Genomic DNA, 23,036 nt, shown 5'->3' on the forward strand with positions numbered 1-23,036 from the left:
CTGCCGTCCCCGGCACGCTTAAGTTGACGTAGCCATTGCGTTCAGGTGACGCTTCGCTTGGAGGGCCGAAGCGTCAGCGGGGACCTATTTAGGGCGGCACGCCCACGCCGTTTCGGCGTGGGCTCCCCTTTCGTTTTCACGAACCACGAGCCGCGGCGTTCGATCGAGTTCCGGAGCGTTCAGTTCGGAGGGGTCGCTCCCGCTCGGAGCGTTCGCGAGTAGCGCCGCCTCAGGAACCGTCCGTTCCGTCGCGGTGTTCCTCGAGCGCCTCCTCGAGGGTCAACTGGCCGACGGCCACCCGACGCGCGAGGGACTCGTCGATGGTCCGGTCGCCGGCGGAGCGCCGCCGAGATTCGTTCTTGATCCGTTGTATCTCACCCTCGGTCGGCTCGACGTGGCGACTCGAGATCGGTTCGCCCGCGATCCGAGCGATGTTGACGGCGGCGAGCACGTCCCCCATCCCGCGCGCGCCGGTTCCGAGATACGGCGACGTTCCCGTCTCGTCGACGAGTTCGACCTCGAGGTCCTCCGGGAGGTCGTTGACGATTCTGGCGCCCTTCAGACGGTCGCCGTCGCCGACGCGCACGAGCGGGTCCGGCTCCTCCTCGACCTCCGAGCGAATGGTCTCGACCGCCTCGGAGAGCGGGACCTGGAAGGCCGCGACGACCGTCCCGCCGACGAGGACCGCGATACCGGGTGAGGGCCCGGGATCGACGCCGACGATCGTCCGCCCGCCGCCGCCACGGAGCACGGCGAGTGCCTGATCGACGGCCGCACGCGGTCGATCCGGATCTGCCGTGACGAACTCGACGTCCGAGGGCGGCTCGTCGCCGGCCTCGGGACGATCGTCCGGAGCCGTGATGATCACGGTGGCGCCCTCGGGAAGCGGCTCGTCGGGCTCTACCGTCGTGAACACGACGCCGCGGTCGCGCAGCTCCTGGACGACGGCGTGATACAGCCGGAAGTCGTCGGTGGCGACGACGATCACTGGGGACGGCTACTCCCGGCGGGCGCCTAAGCGTGTCGGGGCGACGACCGGAACTCCAAGCGGGATGGTCGCGCCGACCGACCCGCGATCGCGAACTGCAGCGACCGACAGACGAAAGGCGACCGAACACGGACGGAGAGGTATGAGCGAGGAGCGCGACGACGTCGTTCGGCCCAGCGATCTCGGCGGGGAGGGACCTCCGATCGAGGAGAAGCCGTACAAGATCGTCTTCGAGGCGAACAAGTGCTTCGGGGCCGGACGCTGCGCGGAGGCGGCCGACAACTGGGAGATGGACCTCTCGACCGGGATGGCGCGTCCGCGGTCCTACTACGTGGGCGAGGACGAGCTCGAGGCGAACGTCGAGGCGGCGGAACTGTGTCCCGCCAAGAAGGGCGACGGCGTCATTCACGTCGTCGACCGACGAACCGACGAGGAGATCGCGCCGGATCCACACGGCGACGGGACGCTCTCCGTCGACTGGTAGCGACGGTCGTTCGGATCCGTCGACGGTCGCACGGCGGTCACCCGCCCGATCGGATGGCGAGGAGGATGGAAAACGCGTGCCGAAAGTTGTTTGTCCCCGCCCGGGGTACGCGGAGAACGCGCGGGGGTGGCTGAGCCTGGCCAAAAGCGGCGGACTTAAGATCCGCTCCCGTAGGGGTTCGAGGGTTCAAATCCCTTCTCCCGCATCCGCGGCGCGAACAGTTCGTGAGCGCCGTGGTTAGCCGAAGGAATTTGTACCAGGGAAGTCGCAGCGCCGAGCGGAGCGGGGCCACCGTCTTCACGGGGTTCAAATCCCTTCTCTCTGCTCCCGCATGTCCCTCCGTCAACTCCCGTCTTCCGCACCCGTGTCGCGAGCGTCCTCACGAACACGTTCCTCCGCCCGGCACATCACCTCGCGGACCGGAAGGCCCGTCTCCCGGGCGACCGCGAGGGCGTCGTCGTACTCAGCGCTTCGGTCGTATACCTCGCCGTCGGCAGTGGCGGCGACCTTCACGTCGACGTCGTGGAGGTCGCCGGCGACGTCGATCGTCGCCGTCTCGATGGACCGCTCCGCGATCCACCGATGCCGGGCGCTCGACTCGCGAATTCCGAGCGTGCCCGTCTCGAGGGCGAGTCGCTCGACCACCGCATCGACGTCAGCGGGGTCACAGACGACCGTGACGAGGTGGCCCGGCCGCGACTTCTTCATCGTCGCGGGGACGACGCTCACGTCGAGCGCGCCCGCCGCGGCGAGCGTCTCCTGGAGCCCGCCGAGGACCTCCGGGGAGACGTCGTCGACGTTGGTCTCGAGGACCGCGACCTCGTCGCGAACGAGCCCGCCGCGGCTCGGGGAAAGACCCCCCCGGGAGCGCTCGTCGCGCGATCGGTCCGTCTCCTCCTCGATCGACCGGCCGATCAGGGCGCGTAGGACGTTCGGACGGTCGGGGAAGGACCGACGTCCGGCGCCGTAGCCGGCGGCCGTGACCGCGATCTCCGGGAGCGTCGGAACGCTCTCGGCGACGGCGCCGAGGATCGCGGCGCCCGTCGGCGTCAGGAGCTCCGCCTCGACGGGACCGCCGCGGAGCGTGAGCCCGGCACGGTCGGCGATCTCGACGACAGCCGGCGCGGGGATCGGATAGGTCCCGTGGTCCATCTCGAGTTCGCCGTCGCCGACCGAGAGGGGCCCGGTCACGACGCGGTCGACTTCGAGGTCCGCGAGCAGCAGGCAGGCGCCGACCACGTCCGCGATCGCGTCGTCCGCGCCCACCTCGTGGAAGTGCGTCTCCGCGAGGTCCGTCCCGTGGATCGAGGCCTCGGCCTCCCCGAGCAGTTCGAAGGCGACGAGGGCGTTCTCCTCGACGGAAGCGGGGAGGCCCATCCCCTCGACGATCGCCACGACCTCCGGGTACGTGCGATGAGCGCCCGAACCCTCGGCGTGGGAGTGATCATGGAAGTGGTCGTGGCCATGTGAATGATCGTCGTGTTCGTGCGGGTGGTCATCGTGGCCATGTGACTGGTCATCGTGGTCGTGCAAGTGATCGCCGTGACCGTGGTGGCCGTGTGGACGTTCGTCCTCGATCTCGTCCTCGAGGAGCCGGACGTCGACGGTCGTGGCGCGAATCCCGTTCTTCGTCGTCTCCCCGACGTCGAACCGGACCGGAAGCGCGTCCTCGATCGGGGCGAGAACGGCGGGGTCGCCGCCGGCCGCGATCAGGGCCGCACAGATCATGTCGCCGGCGGCACCCGTCCGCCCGTCGAACGCGAGGGTGTTCATGCCGGGGAATCGACCTCGCAGGTAAAGAGTCCCCAGTTTCGAGGTGCCGAGCGTGACCGGACGTGGAGTCGGAGGGATCGCGGCGACCTTCGCTTCGGGGCCGGAGCGAAAACCGACACGGGCGACGGGGTTTTGTATCCCCTCTCCCTACCGTGTGATATGATGACACGCGAACGGTTCCGCGAACGCGCGGAATCGCCGGAAGCGGGCGTACGATCGGCCGGAGCAACAGGCTTATCCTCGGGCCACGAGCAGGTAGTGGTACCCCCCGCGAGCCAACCATGAACGAAGTCCAACTCGAAGTGGCGAAGGCGTACCCGAACGACTCGGGACGCGGCATCGCCAGACTCGATCCCGACACGCTGTTGCACCTGAAGCTCTCCCCCGGCGACATCATCGAGATCGACGGCGCGGAGACGACGGCGGCGAAGGTGTGGCGCGCGGACCGGCAGGACTGGAACACAGACACCGTCCGCATCGACGGGTTCACCCGGCAGAACGCGGACGTCGGGATCGGCGAGCGCGTGACGATCCGGAAGGCGGAACCCGAGAAGGCGCGCAAGCTGGTCCTGGCCCCGCCCGAGGAGGCGTCCGTGCAGTTCGGCTCCGACGCCGCGGGAATGGTGAAACGCCAGATCCTCAAGCGGCCGGTCGTCGAACGCGACATCGTCCCCGTGATGAGCTCGACGAACCACCCGTTCATGCGCTCGCCCGGACAGGCGATCCCCCTCATCGCCGTCGAGACCGAGCCCGAGGGCGTCTGTTTGATCACGGAGGACACGGAGGTCGAGCTCCGCGAGGAGCCGATATCCGGGTTCGAGAAGGCCGGCGGCGGGATCACCTACGAGGACATCGGCGGCTTACAAAACGAGATCCAGCGCGTGCGGGAGATGGTCGAGCTCCCCATGAAGCACCCGCAGATCTTCAAGAAGCTCGGCATCGAGCCGCCACAGGGCGTGCTGTTGCACGGCCCGCCGGGCACCGGCAAGACGCTGCTCGCGAAGGCCGTCGCCAACGAGACGTCGGCGTCGTTCTTCTCCATCGCCGGCCCGGAGATCATCTCGAAGTACTACGGGGAGAGCGAACAGCAGCTCCGTGAGATCTTCGAGGACGCGAAGGAGGAGTCGCCCTCCATCGTCTTCATCGACGAGCTCGACTCGATCGCGCCCAAACGCGAGGACGTCACCGGCGAGGTCGAACGCCGGGTCGTCGCCCAGCTGCTCACGATGATGGACGGGCTGGAGACGCGCGGCCAGGTGATCGTCATCGCCGCGACGAACCGCGTCGACTCCGTCGATCCCGCCCTCCGCCGGCCCGGCCGGTTCGACCGCGAGATCGAGATCGGCGTCCCCGACGAGGTCGGCCGCAAGGAGATCCTCCAGATCCACACCCGCGGAATGCCGCTCTCCGACGACGTCGACCTCGACGGGCTCGCGGACGACACCCACGGCTTCGTCGGCGCGGACATCGAGAGCCTCACCAAGGAGGCCGCGATGAAGGCGCTGCGGCGGTACCTCCCGGAGATCGACCTCGACGAGGAGGACATCCCGCCGAGCCTCATCGACCGGATGATCGTCAAACGCGAGGACTTCTCGGGCGCGTTGAACGAGGTCGAGCCCTCGGCGATGCGCGAGGTGCTCGTCGAACTGCCGAAGATCTCCTGGGACCACGTCGGCGGACTCGACGACGCCAAACAGCAGATCGAGGAGGCGGTCGAGTGGCCGCTCACCGCCCCCGAGAAGTTCGACCGGATGGGCGTCGAGGCCCCGAAAGGGGTCCTGCTCTACGGTCCGCCGGGCACCGGCAAGACGCTGATGGCGAAAGCGGTCGCCAACGAGACGAACGCGAACTTCATCTCGGTTCGGGGGCCCCAGCTGCTCTCGAAGTGGGTCGGCGAGTCCGAGAAGGCGATCAGACAGACCTTCCGCAAGGCGCGACAGGTGTCGCCGACCATCGTCTTCTTCGACGAGCTCGACTCGCTGGCCCCCTCGCGCGGCCAGGAGATGGGCAACAACGTCTCCGAGCGCGTGGTCAACCAGCTCCTCACCGAGCTCGACGGCCTCGAGGAGATGGGCAACGTGATGGTGATCGGCGCCACCAACCGCCCCGACATGATCGACCCCGCGCTGTTGCGCTCGGGCCGGTTCGACCGGCTCGTGATGGTCGGCCAGCCGGACGAGGAGGGCCGCGAGCAGATCCTCCGGATCCACACCGACGACACGCCGCTGGCCCCGGACGTGAGCCTGCGTGAGATCGCCGAGATCACCGACGGCTACGTCGGCTCCGACCTCGAGGGGATCGCTCGCGAGGCCGCGATCGAGGCGCTGCGCGACGACGACGAGGCCACGGAGGTCGAGATGAAACACTTCCGTCGCGCCATGGAGTCGGTCCGCCCGACGATCACCGAGGACATCATGAGCTACTACGAGGACGTCGAACAGCAGTTCAAAGGCGGCGGTCAGGAGACGCTCGGCGAGCGGGGCAGCGGCCGGATCGGGTTCCAGTAACGGAGCCGATCCGACGGCTCGAGCAGCCGAGCCGATTCCGACGACGCCAGTCGGGACGGCACGAGGACGCGCGAACGACGTCCACCGGAGCGTGAACGACTGCCTCGAGGACACGAACGACGTCCACCGGAGCGTGAACGACTGCCTCGAGGACACGAACGACGTTCGCCGCCGTTCCCACGCGCGGGCAAGCGTCGAATCCCCTAAGTACGGGCGCGTCCGATTTTCGACCCATGAGTCACTCGTGGTGGCCGTCACGGCTCACCTTCCGACGGTACGCCGCCGTGACGACGGCGATGACGACGGTCCTCGTCGCGCTCGGCGTCTACACCTCCGGAACCGGCTCCGGGCTGGCCTGTCAGGCGCAGTGGCCGCTCTGTTCCGACCAGCTCATTCCGACGCTCACGCTCAACCCCGACTTCATCGAGTGGTTCCACCGCGTGTGGGCGATGGTGACCGGCTTTTTGATACTCGGCCTCGCCGCCTGGACGTGGCTCGGCGATAGATCCCGTCGGACCCGGATCGCCGCCACGCTCGCGGTCGCCATCCTCCCCGTGCAGATCCTCGTGGGCGCGATCACGGTGACGATCGGCGGGCTCGTTCCCGGCGGCTACACCCTCTCGACGCACGCCGCCCACCTGGTCGTCGCGTTGGCGATCGTCACCCTGCTCGGCGTGGTCCTGTTCGAGAGCGGCGACGGGGACGGTCCCACGTCGCCCCGAACGCTTCGATTCGCGATCGGTGCCGGCCTCGGCGGCGTCCTCCTCGGAGCCGTGTTCTCGCGGGCCGTGCCGTTGGTGACCTACTCGCCCGGGGCACAGGCCGTGTTCTACCTATGTACGCTGGTGGGATTCCTCGGGCTCCTCGCCGTCGTCCTCCGGGTCCCGAACGCGGGGATCCCCGATGATGCGCGCGGCCGCGTTCGCGTGTTGTCCGCGATCGCGCTCGTGGCGCTGTTCGTTACCCTCCTCCTCGGTCGGGATCTGGTGATCTATCCGGGGTTCTGGGAGACGGTCAACCGGGTCCTGCTCGCGGCGACCGTGCTGGCCACGGCGACCGCAGGGTGGGAACTGTCCGGGTCGGATACGGGAACGCTCGGCGCCGCCGCGTCACGGCGGGAGTGAGTGAAGCAGGAACGGTAGCCGAGGGGGACGGTCACGCGAAGTCGCCGAGCCCGAGCTGGTCGTCGTCGCCGTTTCCGCCGGTTCCGTCGGAGCTATCGTCGTCCCCGGACTCCACAGCGGGGTCCGCGGGTCCTCCACCGGAGTCGCCGGAGGGGGACGCTTCGGCGACCGCCTCGGTATCCGACGTCGACGCATCCGCTCCCTCCTCGTCGCCGTCCCGATCCGGGACGCCGGCGAACGCGCCGGCGGCGTGTTCCTCGAGGAGCTCCTCGCGACGCGCCCGTGCGTCCTCGACGATCGACTCGACCTTGTTCGTCGACTCGCCGGAGCCGGTGACGAAGGCCACCTCGGACTCGTCGAGGTCGTAGGCGGCGGCCATCCGGACGGTCAGATCCCGCGGGGAGCAGTGGTGGGTGATCGCGGCGAGGAACGGCAGTATCTCCCGGCGGGCGGTCGCCACGCTACAGCCCTCCGCGGCCGCGATCCGCTCGAGGACGGCCTCGGCCGTCGAGTCGGTGGCCGGCCAGAACTGCGGTCTGCCCCAGCGAGTCCATCCGCCCTTCGTCCCGTCGCGTGCGGCGGCGGCGCCGGCGGCCGCGTTGTCGGTGACGTACCGCCAGTAGGAGTAGTCCTGCGTGGCGCGAACCCGACCGAGCCAGACGTCGGCGTTGGCGAGGAACTCGTACGCGCGCGTGGCCTCCGAGGCGTCGTAGGCCTCGAGCATGTTGTCCTCGATCCACTTCGTGAGGTCGTCCGGCGTCTCGTCGACGGCGTAGGCCGACTGGAGCGCCTCGTTCGCGCTCTCCTCCTTCAAGACTGCGTCGAGGAAGGGAAAGATCCCGATCGTCCGGTCCCGGTCGCCGGTGACGACGTCCTCGAGTGCGAGGCGGTCGCGGCCCTCCGCGATCGCCTGGAGGTCGTTGACGGCGCCGCGAAGGTCGCCGGCGTTGCGTTCCGCGATCCGCTCGAGCGCGTCGCCGTCGTACTCGACCTCCTCGCGGCGACAGATGTCGCGGAGGACGGGCACGATGGAACGCGCCGAGACGTCGCGAAACTCGATGTCGCGGCAGGCGTTCCGGAGGCCGCGGGACATCCCGTAGTAGTCGTTGGCGATGAGGACGATGGGCTGGCCGGACTCCTTCACCAGATCCGTGATCGCGGAGGCCCCGCCGCGGTCGTAGTTCCCGTGGATGTTGTCGGCCTCGTCGACGATCACGAGCTGGCGGCTCTCGGTATCTCCGCCGGCGGCCCCGCCGCCGGAGGCGCTTCCCGCGAGCGTGGCGTTCTTCGCCGCCCGCCCCGCGAAGCGTTCGATCACGTCGGCGGTGCGCTTGTCGGAGGCGTTGAGCTCGACGGTCTCCCACCCGCGGTCGGCCGCGAGCGCGTGGGCAGCGCTCGTCTTGCCGATCCCGGGGCTGCCGTGGACGATCACGGCCTCGCGGTGGTCGTCCCACGTGTCGGCCCACTCGGCCAGCTTCGAGGCCGCCTTGTCGTTCCCGCGCAGCTCCGAGAGGCTTTGCGGGCGGTACGTCTCCGTCCAGTCGCTCATTGTGGAGAGAAGGCGGGAGGCGGGGTTAGTGGTTTCGGAGAGCTACTCCTCGACCGGTTCGGCCTCGGCGATCGCGCCCATCATCTCCCAGCCCTCCACGTCGGGGGCGCTGCGACCGAGCAGAACGCGCTCGTAGTCCTCGGAGGTGATCAGTCGGTAGTCGGCGTCCGCGTCCGCGTCCGCGTCGATCCGACGTCCCTCCCCGCGGAACTCGCGCTGGAAGAACTCGGTCGAGTCGAACCGATAGACGCCGGCGTCGCCGCTCTCGAGGACGATCCGGACGGGATCCGGCTGCACGTTGTGGATGCGCTTCGCGATCGGGTTCAGGTCGGCCATGGGGACGGAACGGAGCGAGGCTACTCCTGGGCGTCGACGACGGCCACGCCGGCGAGGTTCACGATGTCCTTGACCTCGTCTCCGCGCTGGAGGACGTGGACGGGCGCGTCCATGCCGACGAGCATCGGGCCGATCGCCTCGGCGCCGCCGAGCCGCTGGAGCAGCTTGTAGCCGATGTTGCCCGACTCGAGGTTCGGGAAGACGAGCACGTTCGCGGGCTCCTCGAGCTCGGCGAAGTCGTAGGTGTCCTCGAGGATGTCCTCGACGACGGCGGTGTCGGCCTGCATCTCGCCGTCGACCGGGAAGTCGACCTCCGGGTCCTCGTGGAGCAGCTCGACCGCCTTGCGCGGGGGCCGCGTCCCCGCGTCGTCGACGCTGCCGAAGTTCGAGTAGGACAACATCGCGGCGCGCGGCTCGACGTTGAACCGGCGGGCCAGCTCGGCGGTGTGTTTGGTCACCTCGGCGAGGACCTCCTCGTCGGGGTTCTGATTGACCGTGGTGTCCGCACAGAAGACCACCCGGTTTTTGAACGTGAGCAGGTAGACGCCCGCGACGTGGTCGGCGTCCTCGGCCGAGCCGACCACCTGCAGCGGCGGCCGAAGCGCCGACGGGTAGTGGTGGGTGAGACCGGTGAGCAGCGCGTCGGCGTCGCCGCGTTCGACCATCACGCTGCCGAGGTAGTTCGTGTCGCGACGGACCAGCTCGCCGGCCTCGGTGCGGGTGATCCCCTTGCGCTTTCGCAGCTCGTGGAGCCGGTCGGCGTACGACTCGAGGCTCCGCTCGCTCGGATCGACGATCTCCGGCTCGAAGGAGAGGCCGAGCCGCTGGGCGACGCGGTGTATCTCGTCGGCGTCGCCGAGCAACACCGGCTCCGCGATGCCCTGTTCTGCGATCTGGTAGGCCGCGCGGATCATCTTCTCGTCGGTCCCCTCCGCGAGCGCGACGCGTTTGGGGTCGCTTTTCGCCTTGTTCAACACGACGCGCATCATCTCGCGGGACTTTCCGAGGCGGGCCTCCAGCCGCTCGCGGTACTGCTCGGCGTCGACGTCGGTGCGGGCGGCGCCGGAGTCCATCGCGGCCTCGGCGACCGCCGGCGCGATCTCGAAGAGGACCCGCGGATCGACCGGCTTCGGGATGACGTACTCGGGCCCGAACTGGAGGGGCTCGTCGCCGTAGGCCTTCACGACCGCGTCGGGGACGTCCTGGCGGGCGAGTTCCGCGAGCGCCTCGGCGGCCGCACGCTTCATCTCCTCGTTGATCTCGGTCGCGCGGACGTCGAGGGCGCCACGGAAGAGGAACGGGAACCCGAGGACGTTGTTGACCTGGTTGGGGTAGTCCGATCGGCCGGTCGCCATGATGACCGTGTCCTCGCGGGCGTTCTTCGCCTCCTCGTAGGTGATCTCCGGATCGGGGTTGGCCATCGCGAAGATGATCGGGTTGTCGGCCATCGACCGGACCATCTCCGGCGAGACGATCCCGCCGACGGAGAGGCCGGCGAGGACGTCCGCGCCCTCCATGGCGTCGGCGAGGTCGCCGCCCTCGATGTCGCGGGCGAACTCGCGTTTGAACTCGTTGAGGTCGCCCGCCTCCGCGCGCTCCTCGGTGAGGATCCCCGAGGAGTCACACATCGTGATGTTCTCCTTTCGCGCGCCGAGGGAGACGTAGAACCGCGCGGTCGCGATCGCCGACGCGCCCGCACCCGAGAAGACGATCTCCAGGTCCTCGAGGTCCTTGTCGACGACCTCGGCCGCGTTGAGGAGCGCCGCGCCAGAGATGATGGCGGTGCCGTGCTGGTCGTCGTGGAAGACGGGGATGTCCATCCGGTCGCTGAGGCGACGCTCGATGGCGAAACACGCCGGCGCGCCGATGTCCTCCAGGTTGATGCCGCCGAAGGTCGGCTCCATCGCGGCGACCGTCTCGACGAAGGCGTCGACGTCCGTGAGATCGAGCTCGACGTCGAAGACGTCGATGTCGGCGAACCGCTTGAAGAGGACGCCCTTGCCCTCCATGACGGGTTTCGAGGCGGCCGGGCCGATGTCGCCGAGGCCGAGGACGGCCGAGCCGTTCGAGACCACGCCGACGAGGTTCCCCTTCGCCGTGTACTCGAAGACACGCTCCGGGTCCGCCTCGATGTCGAGACACGGCGCCGCCACGCCGGGCGAGTACGCCAGGCTCAAATCGCGTTGGGTGTTCGTCGGTTTGGTCGTCGAGATCTCGATCTTTCCGGAGGGCTCCTGTCGGTGGTACTCCCTCGCGTCGTCTTCCAGTCCCATGTACACCGATTCCGGGGACCGAAGTAAAAAGCTAACCATACCGTCGATATTGTACTTCGACGATCGTCGAAGTCATCACTCGCCGGCCGCGGGCTCCCCCAGCCGATCGACGAGGAGCCGCTCGAAGGGGGCCGAGTACTGCATGAGCATCGTCCCGAGGACGCTCATACAGAGGACGTAACCGACCGCGAACGCGTAGATCGTGTCCGCGACCGGGCCGGCGAGCCGCGAGCCTTCGACGATCGCAACGGCGGCGATGATGAGCGAGAACTCGCCGCGGGTGACCATCCCGAGTCCGACGCGGGTCGAGCGACGGACGCTCAGGTCGTAGACGCGCCCGCCGAGATAACCGGAGTAGAACTTCGCAGGCGCCGTGACGACGACCGCGAGCGCGACGAGCGCGGCGACCCCGGCGAAGAGGGACGGGTCGGTGACGAGGCCGATCCAGAAGAAGAAGACCGCGGCGAAGACGTCGCGGATCGGCTCGAGACGGTGTTCGAGCCGGTCGACGTGGGAGGTCGCAGAGAAGGTCATCCCGACGAAGAAGGCCGCGACGGCCTCGCTCACCCCGACGGCGAGCGCCGCGCCGGCGACGAAGACGGTGGCGCCGATCGCCCGGAGGAGAAAGAACTCGCTGGAGTCGGTCGCCAACAGCCGCTCGAAGGGATCGCTCCCGTAGACGACGAGCGCTAAGAGGAGGAGGATGAACCCGAGCGAGACGCCGACGGATCTCGCCGCCTCGCCGACGTCTCCGCCGCCGAGCACGAGCGCGGAGGCGACGGAGAGGTACACGGCGATGAAGAGATCCTCGTAGACGAGCGTCCCGAGGATCGGTCCGGCCTCGTCGTTTGCGATCCAGCCGCGATCGATGAGCGACTTCGTGATGATCGCGGACGAGGAGATGTAGACGATCCCCGCGAACAGGAAGGCGGGAAGAAACGAACGAAAGATCGCGTACCCGAGGACGAATCCCACACCGAAGTTGACGAGCAGATCGATCGTCCCGGCGCGGCCGATCCGGTCCTTGCTCTCGACCAGACGCTCGAGGTTGAACTCGAGCCCGAGGAAGAAGAGCAGAAAGACGATCCCGAGCTCCGCGCCCACGGTGACGAACGTCGTCTCCTGGACGTGCCACCCGCCGACGATCGGGAGCGGGGACGCCCCGAGGACGTGGGGATTCAACGCCATCCCGGCGAGGATGTAAAAGGGGATGACCGACTGTCCGAACCGGGTCGCAACGGCACCCACGAGCGCCACCGCCGCGAAGAGCACGCCGACCTCGAACAGCAGGCTCTCAGCCGCCATCGGACATCATCTCCGGGCGAAGGCGAAGAAGCATCGACACGACGACGATCACCGCTCGTCGATGGGACGCCCGAGGTGGTCGCCGAGCGCCTCGACGCTTTCGCGATCGCCCACGACGATGAGGGTGTCGCCGACCTCGAGAGCCGTGTCGGGGCCCGGGCTCGCGATGACGTCGCTCTCGCCGCGTTGGATCGTCACGACGGACGCCCCGGTCTCGGCGCGAAAGTCCATCTCGCCGAGCGTCTTGCCGACGACGGATGAACCCTCGATGACCTCGAACCACTCGATCATCGCTCCGCCCGGCAGCATCGCCTCCTGGGCGTCGTGTTCGACGGGCTGGAAGTAGGCGCCCTCGAGGATGGTTCCCACGGTTCGTGCGAGCTGGTCGGGGAGATCGAAGAGCTTCTCGGAGTCGGCGTCCGGGCTCGGCCGCTTGTAGACCTCGCGTCGGCCGCTGTTGTGTGTCAGTATCACGAGCGTCTCCCCGTCGCCGAGGTCGATCTCGTGTTTCTTCCCGACGCCGGGAAGTTCGGTTTCGGAGACCGGCATGTCCCTCCAGTAGGACGAACGGAGGGATAAATGGGGTTGGTCGGAGCCGGCGGCGCGACTGGACGTCAACGCGGGATGGCCCGGACGTCCCCACCGCCTCACCCGGGCGTCCCCACCGCCTCACCCGAGCACCGACACGACGGCCCAGATCCCGGCGGCGGCGAGGATCGGGATGGTGAGGTTGTCGTCGACCGCCCGACCGCGGATCATCGGCGGAAGCCCGTCGGCGACGGCCGCGGCGAACCCGCCGACCACGGCCGCGGTCGCGCCCGTGACCGGGCCGAAGGCCGGAACCGTGATCGGGAGCGCGACCGCCAGGCAGACGAGAAACGTCGCGATCCAGACGCGGGGACGCTTACACTCGTCGGCCGCGTTCCGCCCGAGCGCGCCGCTTACGGGGTCGCCGAGCGCCAGCATCCACATCGCGGGGATCGCGATCGCGGGCGCGAACCAGAGGCCGACGCAGGTCATGCTCGCCTGATAGAGCGCGTAGCCGGCCACGGTCTCGCGCTCGTAGGGGCGCGTGAGGGTGCGGTAGATCGCGTGATCGAGACCGATCACGAGCCGGAGAAACTCGAGGAGCGAGACGACGATCAGCCCCGCGACGAGCAGGGCTCGCGTCCCGTCCCACGAGAGCCAGCCGAGGAGGTACGGGGCCACGTAGAGCGCGCCGGCCGCGTGGACGATCCGGCGTTCGAACTCGACGCGCTCGCGCCAGCGGACCGCTGCCCCGCCGTCGTGGCGGGCGTGTCGATCGTCCATGTGTCCCGGGTTAGGCCGTCTCGACGTCGGTCTCGACGGGGTCGTGGCGTTCGAGGAGGTCCTCGAAGGCGGCGTCGTTCCCGCCCAACAGCGCGTCGAGCTCCTCGACGAGGTCGTCGACGGGAACGCGAACCTGGCGCGCGCCGTCGCGCTCGCGGACCGTCACGGAGTCCGGTCCCTCGCCCTCGATCCCGTCGCGGTCGACGGTGACACAAAATGGCGTGCCGATCTCGTCCTGTCTGCGGTAGCGACGACCGATCGATCCGGAGTCGTCGTAGGAGACGGCGAGTCCGCGATCACGGAGGTCGTCGGCGACGCGTTCGGAAAGCTCGACGAGCCGGTCGGCGTTGCTCACGAGCGGGAAGACCGCGACGTCGACCGGCGCGATCTCGGGGACTAAACCGAGATAGGTTCGGTCCTCGCCGTCGACCTCGTCCTCCGCGTACGCGTGTGCGAGGAGCGTCTGGACGGTCCGACCGACGCCGAAGGACGGCTCGACGACGTGCGGGGTGACGTGCTCGCCGGTCTCGGTCGTGTCCTCGATCGAGAAGTTCGCGAGGTCCGTCTCGACGGTGACGGTCTCGCCGTCGTCAAGCTCGAGGGTGACGGCGTCGGCCTCGAAGGCGTCGGGATCGCGTTCGACCAGCCGTTCGAGGGCCGCGGCGACCTCGCCGGCACGACCGCCGAACTCGGGCCCGAGAACGGACATGTCCGGGTCGACGGTCGCGCGCTCGACGGTTCGTGGCTCGTCGTAGCGTTTGAAGACGGTGAACGTGTCGTCGGCGTGTTCGGCGTGCTTCGAGAGGTCGTAGTCGCCCCGGTAGGCGAAGCCCGCGATCTCGATCCAGTCGCCGTCGATCTCGCTTTCGGCGTCCCAGCAGTCGGCGGCGTAGTGGGCCCGCTCGCCCGGCAGGTGCTGGCGGAAGCGGAACCGGTCCATGTCGACGCCGATCCGCTCGTACCACTCGTTCGCGAGCCCGAGGTAGTAGCCGACCCACGCGGAGCCGACGACGCCCTCCGCGACCGCCTCGCCGATCGGCATCTCGAGGTAGGTCTCGCCGTCCGTCCCCTGTTCGTCGGCGGGGTAGAGCCGGACCTCGACGTCGGCGACGCGATCGAGGGGCGGGTCGTCGTCCTCGGGGTCGATGAACTGCTCGAGTTCGGCCTGGGTGAACTCACGGAGCCGGAGCAGGCCGCCGCGCGGCGAGATCTCGTTGCGGTAGGCGGGGCCGATCTGGGTGACGCCGAAGGGAAGCTGGCCGCGAGCGTACTCCTTGAGCCGCGGGAACTCCACGAAGATCCCCTGGGCGGTCTCGGGTCGGAGATAGCCCGGCTTCGAATCGCCGGGGCCGATGTTCGTCGCGAACATGAGGTTGAAGTCCTCGACCTCCCGGCCCGCGAGCGGCGTCCCGCAGGCGGGACAGGCGATGTCGTGGTCGCGAATGAGCGTCTCGACCTCCGAGCCGGGAAGCGCCTCCGCGTCCTCGATGTCGGTCGCGTCCTCGACGAGGTGGTCGGCACGGTGGGAGACGCCGCACTCGCCGCACTCGACGAGCATGTCGTCGAACCCCTCGAGGTGGCCGGAGGCCTCGAAGACGGGCTCGGGCATCACCGTCGGGGCCTCGATCTCCTGGTTGCCTTCCTTGAGCGTGAACCGGTCGCGCCAGGCGTCCTCGAGGTTCCGCTTGAGCGCGGCGCCGCGCGGACCGAAGGTGTAGAACCCGGCGGTGCCGCCGTAGGCCCCGTTCGAGCCGAAGAAGAACCCGCGCCGTTTCGCCAGCTCGACCAGGTCGCTGCCGGCCATCGATCAGACGCCCTCCAGCAGGTCGATGTCGCGGACGATGCCCACGAGCTCGCCGCCGGCGACGAGGGGGATCTGCTCGACGTCGTGTTTGATCATCTCCTGGGCGGTCTCCGCGGCGGTGCGCCGGCTCGAGACCGTCACGACGTCCGCGGTCATGAACTCGCTCACCGGGCCGAGCGGGAGTTCGACGTTACGGGTCGGGAGATACCGGTTTCCGACCGCCTTGATCCCCTCCCAGGCCCACTCGTCGTCCTGGTTCGCGAAGCTGTCGCCGGTCCCCTCCTCGCCCTCGACGACGCGGGCGACCTCGAGCACGTCGACCTCCGTGAGGATCCCCGCCATGGTGGCCTCGTCGTCGAGGACGACCGCGTAGGGGACCTCGGAGAGTCCGATCTCGCGTTCCGCGACCGGAAGCGGCGTGTCGACGTGGGTCGCGTTGACCGCGCGCGTCGCGAGTTCGCCCACGGTCGCGTCGCCGTCGACCTCGTCGCGTGCGATCGCGTGGATCACGTCGGTGACGGTGAGGATGCCCTCCAGCGCGTCGCCGTCGACGACCGGGACCCGGCGAGCGGACTCCGCGACCATCAACTCGGCGGCGTCGCGGATGTCCGCGTCGGCGCCGATGGTCGGGACCTCGCGCATCAACATCGCGAGCTGGTCCTCGTCGGGCTGGTCGATCAGATCGTCACGCGAGATGATCCCGCGGTAGACTTCGCCGGCGTCGGTGGATTTGACGACCGGAACCGAGGAGAAGCCGTACTCCTGAATGTACTCGAGGACGTCGTCGCGCGTGCCCGGAATCTCGACGACCACGAGATCCGAGCGGGGCGTCATCGCGTCGGCTACCTTCATGGACCGCCTTTCGCCGTCACACCTCTTGTATACTGCGAAGGCGGGTCGTCGAGGGGCGAACCGCCGCCCGACGGCGTTCGCACATCGACTTCCGAACGGAACTGAATACTCCAATGATCACACAATATCGCTATATAGGACAACACACGGGGTAGTATTCGTCATATATGAACCCAAACGTCCACCACGATCGTGTATATTTCGGATTTCGATGATCTCGTTCCGATGGGTTTATATGTGGGTGTCAATTGATGACACGTATGTCACGGAGTTCCACTCCCTGGGACGAGCCGGACACCGACTCACGCGATCCGGTCCTGCCGCAGGCCCGGGACGCGCTCGATGGTGCATCCTCCCCGGACGTGATGGCGTCGGTGGACGCGACGCGGTCGCGCTCCGAGTTCGTCATCGCGGACGTCTCGCGGGAGGACGCGTGGATGTCGGTCGAGGAGACCGACGCCGCAGTCCTCGAGGAGTGGTGCTGAGCGGCCGATCGAATCCTCCGAAGCGAACCGCGTCGTCAGCCGTCACGCCCGTCGGACTCGGCCGCACGAATCAGGTCCCCGATCGTCCGACAGACGGGAACGTCGACGTCGTGAGCCGCGGCGCGGTCCACGACTGCGCCGTAGATCGCCTCCACCTCGGTTCGACGGCCGTTCGCGAGGTCCCGCCGCATCGACGAGTGGTTCCGCGCGGTGGCCTCCGCGACGCGTTCGAGCGCGCGGAGCGCGTCGGCGTTCGACAGGTCGATCCCCTCCGCGCGGGCCACGCGCGCGACTTCGCGAGCCGCCGCACAGCCGACGTCGCCGGCCGGCCCCGCGAGGACCGCGGCGTTGTCGACGTCCGCGAGCGCGGTCGGACCGTTGATGCCGGCGTTGACCGCGAGCTTCTCGAATCGCCGGCGGGGCATGTCCTCGGCGAGTGCGGCGCGCATGCCGGCGGATCGAAACGCCTCCGCGATCCGCTCGGCGTCCGGGTCGATCCCCCCCGAGAGCGACCCGATCGTCACCTCGCCGGTCCCGGTACACTCGACGGTCCCCGGATCGCGTAGGCGGGCGCCGTAGGTCGCGGTCCCGGCGAGCACCCGCGTGGAGAGCGCGGCGACGAGCCGCTCCTCCGTGAGCCCGTTCTGCAGCGAGAGGACGGTGTCGTACTCGCCGGTCGAGAGCACCCGTGCGGCCGCGTCCGTGTCGTACGCCTTGGTCGTGAGGATCGCCACGTCGGCGCGCTCGCCGGTCCCGTCGGTGAGCGCCCGAGGCCGTACGTGGGCCTCGATCGCTCCTTCGATCGCGAGGCCGTCCTCGCGGACGCGCCGCATGTGGGGATCACGACCCACGAGCGTGACCTCGTGGGCGCGCGCGAGCAGGCCGCCGACGAGGCTGCCGAGGCTGCCGGCGCCGAAAACGAGGACGTGCATGTCCGAAACTCGGGCGGCGGCGGAAAAATCGTTGGCGGTCGTCGGTCGTCGTCGAGAACGGGGATCGGCGTCCCGGTCAGTCCTCGGCCCAGTAGTAGAGGTCCTCGCGCGGCGCGCCGCAGCTCGGGCACTCGGCCGGGAGGTCGTCGGCGATCTCGCCCATCTCCCCGCAGTCCCAACAGCGCCACATGACGTAGGCGGTCCCGAACACGTCGCGCGCCTCGGTCAGCGTCAGATCGCCGTCCCCGGTCGCCACGTAGAATCCGTCGTCGTCGACGCCGCGAACCGAGCCGAGCTCGGTCCCGTCCTCGTCGTAGACGGTCTGACCGATGCTCACGTCCGCGAATACCGGTTCTTCGGAGGCCATGCGTAACGATACGCGTCCGCCTTGCTTAAGCATGACCCACGTTGACACGGAACGGTAACCGAACGCGGCTACATGAAGTCCGCGATGCCGGACTGCTTGTTGGTGTCGTCCTCGAAGACGGACTCGAGGGAGCGCTCGAGCACCTGGAGCCGCTGTTTGGTGTAGGGGCGGCAGTCGAAGCGCTCCGCGACCTCGATGGCGGTCTCCATGTACTTGTTCACCGAGCCCTCGTGGACCGTGAGGTTCACCCGGCCGCCGCACTCGCGGCACTCCTCGGTGAGCGGCATCCGTCGGTACTTCTCGCCGCAGTCGAGACACCGCGTCTCCTGTCTGGAGAACGCCCGCAGGTTGCCGATCAGGTCGGGCAGGAAGTGGTACTCGATGACGCGTTCGGCGACGTCGGTCTCGTCGACGGCCCGGATCTTGCGCGAGAGCTCCAGTTGGGCGTCCATCTTGTCCATCATCGACCCGAGGGTCTTGTACGCGGAGAGGTCGGGTCCGAGCGCCAGATCCGAGGTGTCGTGGGTGTGATCGAACCCGCGGTACTGCTCGGGCGTGCCGAGGGTGTCCTCGCCGATCCGGATGGCGTCCTCGACGTCGCCCGGGTCCGCCATCTCCAGGGTCGCCTCGTAGAACTCGCGGGGATATCGCCTGACGATGTCCATGTTGTGGGCCTCGTCGTCGATCTCCGACGGATCGATGCGCGAGGACATCACCAGGGGCGCGTCCATGCTACCGCCTCGCTTGTCGGGGAGGAACGACTTCGAGAAGTTCAACAGCCCGTCCATCAACAGCATGACGCAGTCCTCGTCGCCGTCGCACTGGCCGGCGTAGATCCCGTTACAGGTCAGCGAGTGCGTCTCGCTGACGGTGAGGCAGTATACGTAGTCCGAACCCGTCGTCACCGTCTCGACCGACGAAACGGCCACATATTCACGAGAATTCCGGTCCGAGACGGGGAGCTCCGTCGCGTCGCCGCCGAACGCTTCCGCCGCACCGCCGTCCGCTCGGGCCGGGGCTCGATCGGGTTGACGTCGAGAAGGATCATCGGAGACGGCGGCCGCCGGAACGCGGTCGCCGGGGGCCAGCTCGGTCGCGGGAACGCGTTCGATGGCGGAGCCGTCGTCGCCCCCCGAATTACGGTCGTCATCGGGGATTGAACGCCGCAACATCGTGTGATCCGGGGTGACGCGAAGCGTTCGCCCGTCCGCGGTCTCGACGCGGATCAGGTGATCCGGTGCGGGGTGTTTCGAGACGGCCTCCACCGGCCGTGCCGTTCGGGTCCCGTCGTCGTCGATCGACGGCACGCGGACCTCCCCGTCGAGGTCCGAAACGAGCGTCCCGAAGTCGTCCTCCTCCGCGGTGGCGGGATCGAGACGTTCCTCGACGAACGTGCCGATCGGATCCTCGTGGGCTCCCCCGTCGTCCACGTACCGGATCGTCGCCTCCGGGTGGAAGCAGTTGCGTCGTTTGGCGGCGTGGAAGTACGGGTGTGCGTACCCGACCGCCGCGGAGGTGAATCCGACGACGCGACCGACGGTCGCGGCGCTCGTGTGCGGCGCCATGCCGAAGACGAGCTCGCCGACGAGGTCGTCGCGCTCGTTGACGTTGTAGAAGGCGGGCAGGCCGTAGAACTGCTCGAGGAGGTCGTCGACGAAGTCGGCGGTCCGGAGCATGTGCTCTGCGGCACCGTCCGAAAGGACGATGTCCTGGACCTTCAGCTCGACCAGCTGATCGTCGTGGCGCAGCGGCTCGCCGTCGATGTCGGTCTCGTAACCGAGCTCGCGGAAGTGGTCGGCGGTCACGTCGAGCTCCGCCGGCCTGACCGAGGTCACGGGCAGGTCCGTCATGTCGTAGCGGACCGTGCCGTCCTTGAACGAGGTGACGCCGTTTTTCGCGCGCAGGACGCCCTTCTCGATCGGTTCGGGCGTCTTGTTCGTCGAGGTGAGCCCCTTTACGCCCTTGAGGATCTCGAAGGCGGACTCGCGTTCGCCCGCGGACTCGAGCGCGGAGCGATAGGCGTCGTTGAGGTCGATCTCCCGGCGGGAGACCGCCGTCACCTCGCGTTCACAGCGGGGACACTCGACGCGGCCCGCCTCGTCGGGCTCGCACTCCGTGCCGCAGTCGCGGCACTCGTAGTACGGCTCGGTGTGGGACGTACAGTCGGGACAGCGATTTCGGAAGGTGTGGGTTCCGCAGTCCGGACACTCGCGGTCCGCGACGTCGAGCTCGAGTCGGCCACGGTGGCCCGAGTCGTCCATGAGCCGGGCGGCATCCGTGACGTTTCGCTGGGAGCCGCCGGCCTCGCCGATGGGAAAGAGCGTGTGGACGGCCGGCGAGAGATCGCGGCTCTCCGACTTCTCCGGGCGGCCCATCCGGTTGCCGATCCGGGTCGGCGCCCGCTCGCGCACCTCGAAGGGCGCGACCTCGTTGACGGCCTTCACGGCGTTCTCGCCGCCGTCCCACGATCGCGCCTCCGCGGAGAGGTCCTCCCACGTCCGTCGAAGTCCGTCGTCGACCCCGAGCGATCGGGCGAGGGGACGCCACTTCGGGATCCGAAGCGCGTCCGGCGTCCGCGAGTGCTCGACGAGCAGCGACTCGAGCGCCCCCGTCGTCGCCTCGGTGTGCTCGATCGCCAGGACGCCCTCGACGACCTCGCCGTCGGCGACGGCTCGCGCGAGCGTCTCGAAGTCCTCGACCGAGACGTCGTGCCAGAGGTAGGTGTACTCGGGGTGGAGGGGACAGTCGTACTCGGTGGCCCACGAGAGCGCCTCCTCGACGGTGGGGGACCCGAGGTCGACGTGCGGGTCGTCCGAGAGCGCCTGGACGTCGGCGCCGGCGGCCTCGAAGTCCTGTACCCACCACTCGAAGACGTAGGAAGCGGGCGCGAGCGGGTGGTTGTTCTCGACGAACTCGCCGTAGTTGACGAGATACTCGCCCAGATCGAGGACCTTCTCGACCCCGTTTCTGACCGCGAGCGCCTCCTCGGGGTCGTCGATCCGCCGGACGTCGCCGTTGGCGAGCCGAACGGTCGGCCCCTCGATCGAGTCGACGGGCACGACGCCGGCGGCCTTGCCGGGGCGTTCGGTCTTGATCTGCGTGCCGGTCGCGAGGAAGTCGTCGACGAGGTGCATCGTCGCCGGGTGGACGCCCGCGGTCGCGAATCCGTGGTTCCTCGCTCGGCCGTACCGGAGTCGAAACCCGCCGGACTCGGAGGGGTGTGAGAACACCGGCCGTCCGGCTATCAGATCGCGCAGGTACTTCGTGGCCGGGTCGACGCGGGCGGGACCGTCGGGCTCGCCGGCCCGATCGTCGGCGTCCGATCCGGGCTCCGCGGAAGCGTCCCCATCCGATCCCTCGATCTCGTGGTCGTCAGCCGTTCCGTCGCCGACCTCGCCGTCGTTCCCGTCCGGCCCGCCGTCGTCGTCCGTCGCGTCATCGCCTTCCTCGTCATCCGCCTTGATCGTCCCGTCGATCAGGTCCTGGAGCCAGGGCCAGTCGACCTCCTCGAGCTCGCGGGTGTACCGCTGGATCTTCGGGGCCTTCAGGGCGATCCCCTCGGCCATGACCAGACACATCCCGCCGCGCGAGGAGTTGGTGTCGACGCGTTCGAGGTCGCGGAAGCCGGAGACCTCCTCGTCGCCGGTGGCCTCGCCGTCGAGCATGATCGGCATGTGGTCGGCGATGAACTTCGTCTCCGCGTCCTTCGGCGTGTACTGGAGTCCGGTCTCCTTGTCGTAGAGGGCGACCTCCTCGGCGTAGCGTTCGACCTCCTCCGTTCGCGGACGGAACTCGTCGATTCCAAGGAGCGACCGCGCGTAGTCGGCCACGAGCACCGAAAGCGCCTGGGCCGTCCCGCCGGCCGAGCGGATCGGCCCGGCGTAATAGACGTTGACGAACTCGCTGCCGTCGTCGTTCTCGAGCAGCTCGACGCGGTCGATCCCCTCGATCGGGGCCGCGACGACTCCCTCCGTGAGCAGCGCGACCGCGGTCCGAACCGCGCCCTCGACCTTGCCGGCGCGCGAGTCGTAGTCCCCGACGGTCCCCTCGACGAAGTCGGTGACGAGCTCGAGGGCGGCCTCCTCGCGGGACATCTTCCCGTCGAGCTCGCGGACACGCTCCGCGACGCCGTCGATCCCGAGGATGTTCTCGACGCGGTCGGCCATGTCGCGCGCGACCGGGATCTCGATCTCCGTCTCGGGGTCGCGACCCTGTTCGCGTGCGGCCTCCGCGCGATCGAACGCCTCGTCCAGCCGCTCCTCGATGCGGGCGAAGTACCGCTCGTCGTCGGGACGCATCTCGGTCATCGAGGTCGACCTCCGCGGGTCAAAGCCACAGGTCGAGTCCCGTCGCCTCGTCGTGTTCGCGCACCAGCGGTTCCTCGAAGGTTCGCAGATGGACCTCACCCGAAAGGACCGTCGCGGCGTCGAGGTGGCCCGCGAGGGCCTGGCCGCTCTCGCGCGAGAGGACGGCGTGGGTGTGGGCGAAGACGTCGCCCTCGAGGCGGGCGACGTTCCCGAGGCAAGCGGCGACCTCGAGCGGCTCCTCGAAGGTGACGGATCGGTACTCGGCGGCCGCCTGGTCGTAGTACCAGACGTCGGCGTCCCGCACGGCGCCCACCGCCTGGAACCAGCCCGCCTCCGCGTCGACCTCGCGGGCCAGGTCCTCGATCTCCGAGCGCCAGTCCGCGTCCGTCTCGAGGCGGGCGAGATACTCCCCCGTCGACTCGACGGCTCGGTAACGCATACACGCACGTGAGGCGAGTGGCGTGCAAAAAGCTTCGCGTCGCGTTCGGGACGGCATCGGCCGGCGGCCGACGACAAGCAGCCGGCGGCCGACGACAAGCAACCGACGACCGACGATCGACGACCGACGACCGATGACAAGCGACAGGCGGACGGCGACCGGTTCCCCGTTCGATCCGTCAGTAGCGGGAGATACTCCCC

Annotated in this window: 18 protein-coding genes and 1 tRNA gene; 5 read left to right on the forward strand and 14 right to left on the reverse strand. The window is 68.8% G+C overall.

Going from position 1 to position 23,036, the window contains the following annotated elements; all coding sequences use genetic code 11:
• Positions 1-229: 229 nt before the first annotated feature.
• Positions 230-988 (reverse strand): hypothetical protein, encoded by a 759-nt coding sequence (locus ACFQE9_RS08650; protein ID WP_379743306.1) that lies wholly within the window; start codon positions 986-988, stop codon positions 230-232.
• 142 nt (positions 989-1,130) lie between these two features.
• Between ACFQE9_RS08650 and ACFQE9_RS08655 the strand changes: the two genes are divergently transcribed.
• Together ACFQE9_RS08655 and ACFQE9_RS08660 are read left to right on the forward strand one after the other, a co-directional pair.
• Positions 1,131-1,472: a ferredoxin gene (locus ACFQE9_RS08655; RefSeq protein ID WP_379743309.1), complete on the forward strand. Its 342-nt coding sequence runs from the start codon at positions 1,131-1,133 to the stop codon at positions 1,470-1,472.
• Positions 1,473-1,592: 120 nt separating this feature from the next.
• Positions 1,593-1,677, forward strand: a tRNA-Leu gene (locus ACFQE9_RS08660).
• 137 nt (positions 1,678-1,814) lie between these two features.
• Here ACFQE9_RS08660 and larC read toward each other — a convergent pair.
• Complete coding sequence (gene larC, locus ACFQE9_RS08665; RefSeq protein ID WP_379743312.1) at positions 1,815-3,245, reverse strand: nickel pincer cofactor biosynthesis protein LarC; 1,431 nt, start codon at positions 3,243-3,245, stop codon at positions 1,815-1,817.
• 281 nt (positions 3,246-3,526) lie between these two features.
• On the opposite strand from larC, the gene ACFQE9_RS08670 reads away from it, so the two are divergent.
• A complete protein-coding gene (locus tag ACFQE9_RS08670; protein WP_379743315.1) occupies positions 3,527-5,752 on the forward strand; it encodes a CDC48 family AAA ATPase in 2,226 nt (741 codons plus the stop codon).
• 233 nt (positions 5,753-5,985) lie between these two features.
• Positions 5,986-6,876, forward strand: coding sequence for a COX15/CtaA family protein (locus tag ACFQE9_RS08675; RefSeq protein WP_379743318.1), 891 nt, complete (start codon positions 5,986-5,988; stop codon positions 6,874-6,876).
• Positions 6,877-6,907: 31 nt separating this feature from the next.
• On the opposite strand, the gene ACFQE9_RS08680 is transcribed toward ACFQE9_RS08675, so the two are convergent.
• From ACFQE9_RS08680 to ACFQE9_RS08715, 8 genes are all read right to left on the reverse strand, one after another.
• Positions 6,908-8,425 carry a replication factor C large subunit gene (locus tag ACFQE9_RS08680; RefSeq protein WP_379743321.1) on the reverse strand — a complete coding sequence of 506 codons (1,518 nt, stop codon included), beginning with the start codon at positions 8,423-8,425 and terminating at the stop codon, positions 6,908-6,910.
• A gap of 42 nt (positions 8,426-8,467) precedes the next feature.
• Complete coding sequence (locus ACFQE9_RS08685; RefSeq protein ID WP_379743324.1) at positions 8,468-8,761, reverse strand: transcriptional regulator; 294 nt, start codon at positions 8,759-8,761, stop codon at positions 8,468-8,470.
• Between the two features lie 20 nt (positions 8,762-8,781).
• On the reverse strand, positions 8,782-11,034 hold the full coding sequence (locus ACFQE9_RS08690) for an NADP-dependent malic enzyme (protein ID WP_379743327.1): 2,253 nt from the start codon (positions 11,032-11,034) through the stop codon (positions 8,782-8,784).
• Between the two features lie 75 nt (positions 11,035-11,109).
• On the reverse strand, positions 11,110-12,339 hold the full coding sequence (locus ACFQE9_RS08695) for a cation:proton antiporter (RefSeq protein ID WP_379743330.1): 1,230 nt from the start codon (positions 12,337-12,339) through the stop codon (positions 11,110-11,112).
• A gap of 48 nt (positions 12,340-12,387) precedes the next feature.
• Complete coding sequence (locus tag ACFQE9_RS08700) at positions 12,388-12,888, reverse strand: cation:proton antiporter regulatory subunit (protein WP_379743333.1); 501 nt, start codon at positions 12,886-12,888, stop codon at positions 12,388-12,390.
• A 120-nt stretch (positions 12,889-13,008) separates the two neighbouring features.
• Positions 13,009-13,650: a dolichol kinase gene (locus ACFQE9_RS08705; RefSeq protein ID WP_379743335.1), complete on the reverse strand. Its 642-nt coding sequence runs from the start codon at positions 13,648-13,650 to the stop codon at positions 13,009-13,011.
• Between the two features lie 10 nt (positions 13,651-13,660).
• The gene (glyS, locus tag ACFQE9_RS08710; protein ID WP_379743338.1) at positions 13,661-15,454 is read right to left on the reverse strand and encodes a glycine--tRNA ligase; all 1,794 of its coding nucleotides are present in this window, start codon (positions 15,452-15,454) and stop codon (positions 13,661-13,663) included.
• Between the two features lie 3 nt (positions 15,455-15,457).
• Entirely contained in the window at positions 15,458-16,306 is an 849-nt protein-coding gene (locus tag ACFQE9_RS08715; protein WP_379743341.1) for a CBS domain-containing protein, read from the reverse strand.
• A 260-nt stretch (positions 16,307-16,566) separates the two neighbouring features.
• On the opposite strand from ACFQE9_RS08715, the gene ACFQE9_RS08720 reads away from it, so the two are divergent.
• Positions 16,567-16,791: a DUF7556 family protein gene (locus tag ACFQE9_RS08720; protein ID WP_379743344.1), complete on the forward strand. Its 225-nt coding sequence runs from the start codon at positions 16,567-16,569 to the stop codon at positions 16,789-16,791.
• A 35-nt stretch (positions 16,792-16,826) separates the two neighbouring features.
• On the opposite strand, the gene ACFQE9_RS08725 is transcribed toward ACFQE9_RS08720, so the two are convergent.
• From ACFQE9_RS08725 to ACFQE9_RS08740, 4 genes are all read right to left on the reverse strand, one after another.
• Positions 16,827-17,723, reverse strand: coding sequence for a ketopantoate reductase family protein (locus ACFQE9_RS08725; protein ID WP_379743347.1), 897 nt, complete (start codon positions 17,721-17,723; stop codon positions 16,827-16,829).
• 76 nt (positions 17,724-17,799) lie between these two features.
• A complete protein-coding gene (locus ACFQE9_RS08730; RefSeq protein WP_379743350.1) occupies positions 17,800-18,090 on the reverse strand; it encodes a DUF7130 family rubredoxin-like protein in 291 nt (96 codons plus the stop codon).
• 68 nt (positions 18,091-18,158) lie between these two features.
• The gene (locus ACFQE9_RS08735) at positions 18,159-22,388 is read right to left on the reverse strand and encodes a DNA-directed DNA polymerase II large subunit (protein WP_379743740.1); all 4,230 of its coding nucleotides are present in this window, start codon (positions 22,386-22,388) and stop codon (positions 18,159-18,161) included.
• A gap of 28 nt (positions 22,389-22,416) precedes the next feature.
• Positions 22,417-22,836 carry a PPC domain-containing DNA-binding protein gene (locus ACFQE9_RS08740; RefSeq protein WP_379743353.1) on the reverse strand — a complete coding sequence of 140 codons (420 nt, stop codon included), beginning with the start codon at positions 22,834-22,836 and terminating at the stop codon, positions 22,417-22,419.
• Between the last annotated feature and the right edge of the window lie 200 nt (positions 22,837-23,036).

The sequence above is a fragment of the Halopenitus salinus genome, from assembly GCF_042662125.1.
Taxonomy (GTDB): domain Archaea; phylum Halobacteriota; class Halobacteria; order Halobacteriales; family Haloferacaceae; genus Halopenitus; species Halopenitus salinus.

What these genes read in the sequence shown, in the direction of transcription:
- ACFQE9_RS08655 (WP_379743309.1), top strand. Translation starts at nt 1,131, where the DNA reads ATGAGCGAGGAGCGCGACGACGTCGTTCGGCCCAGCGATCTCGGCGGG.
- larC (WP_379743312.1), bottom strand. Translation starts at nt 3,245, where the DNA reads ATGAACACCCTCGCGTTCGACGGGCGGACGGGTGCCGCCGGCGACATG.
- ACFQE9_RS08670 (WP_379743315.1), top strand. Translation starts at nt 3,527, where the DNA reads ATGAACGAAGTCCAACTCGAAGTGGCGAAGGCGTACCCGAACGACTCG.
- ACFQE9_RS08675 (WP_379743318.1), top strand. Translation starts at nt 5,986, where the DNA reads ATGAGTCACTCGTGGTGGCCGTCACGGCTCACCTTCCGACGGTACGCC.
- ACFQE9_RS08680 (WP_379743321.1), bottom strand. Translation starts at nt 8,425, where the DNA reads ATGAGCGACTGGACGGAGACGTACCGCCCGCAAAGCCTCTCGGAGCTG.
- ACFQE9_RS08685 (WP_379743324.1), bottom strand. Translation starts at nt 8,761, where the DNA reads ATGGCCGACCTGAACCCGATCGCGAAGCGCATCCACAACGTGCAGCCG.
- ACFQE9_RS08690 (WP_379743327.1), bottom strand. Translation starts at nt 11,034, where the DNA reads ATGGGACTGGAAGACGACGCGAGGGAGTACCACCGACAGGAGCCCTCC.
- ACFQE9_RS08695 (WP_379743330.1), bottom strand. Translation starts at nt 12,339, where the DNA reads ATGGCGGCTGAGAGCCTGCTGTTCGAGGTCGGCGTGCTCTTCGCGGCG.
- ACFQE9_RS08700 (WP_379743333.1), bottom strand. Translation starts at nt 12,888, where the DNA reads ATGCCGGTCTCCGAAACCGAACTTCCCGGCGTCGGGAAGAAACACGAG.
- ACFQE9_RS08705 (WP_379743335.1), bottom strand. Translation starts at nt 13,650, where the DNA reads ATGGACGATCGACACGCCCGCCACGACGGCGGGGCAGCGGTCCGCTGG.
- glyS (WP_379743338.1), bottom strand. Translation starts at nt 15,454, where the DNA reads ATGGCCGGCAGCGACCTGGTCGAGCTGGCGAAACGGCGCGGGTTCTTC.
- ACFQE9_RS08715 (WP_379743341.1), bottom strand. Translation starts at nt 16,306, where the DNA reads ATGAAGGTAGCCGACGCGATGACGCCCCGCTCGGATCTCGTGGTCGTC.
- ACFQE9_RS08720 (WP_379743344.1), top strand. Translation starts at nt 16,567, where the DNA reads ATGTCACGGAGTTCCACTCCCTGGGACGAGCCGGACACCGACTCACGC.
- ACFQE9_RS08725 (WP_379743347.1), bottom strand. Translation starts at nt 17,723, where the DNA reads ATGCACGTCCTCGTTTTCGGCGCCGGCAGCCTCGGCAGCCTCGTCGGC.
- ACFQE9_RS08730 (WP_379743350.1), bottom strand. Translation starts at nt 18,090, where the DNA reads ATGGCCTCCGAAGAACCGGTATTCGCGGACGTGAGCATCGGTCAGACC.
- ACFQE9_RS08735 (WP_379743740.1), bottom strand. Translation starts at nt 22,388, where the DNA reads ATGCGTCCCGACGACGAGCGGTACTTCGCCCGCATCGAGGAGCGGCTG.
- ACFQE9_RS08740 (WP_379743353.1), bottom strand. Translation starts at nt 22,836, where the DNA reads ATGCGTTACCGAGCCGTCGAGTCGACGGGGGAGTATCTCGCCCGCCTC.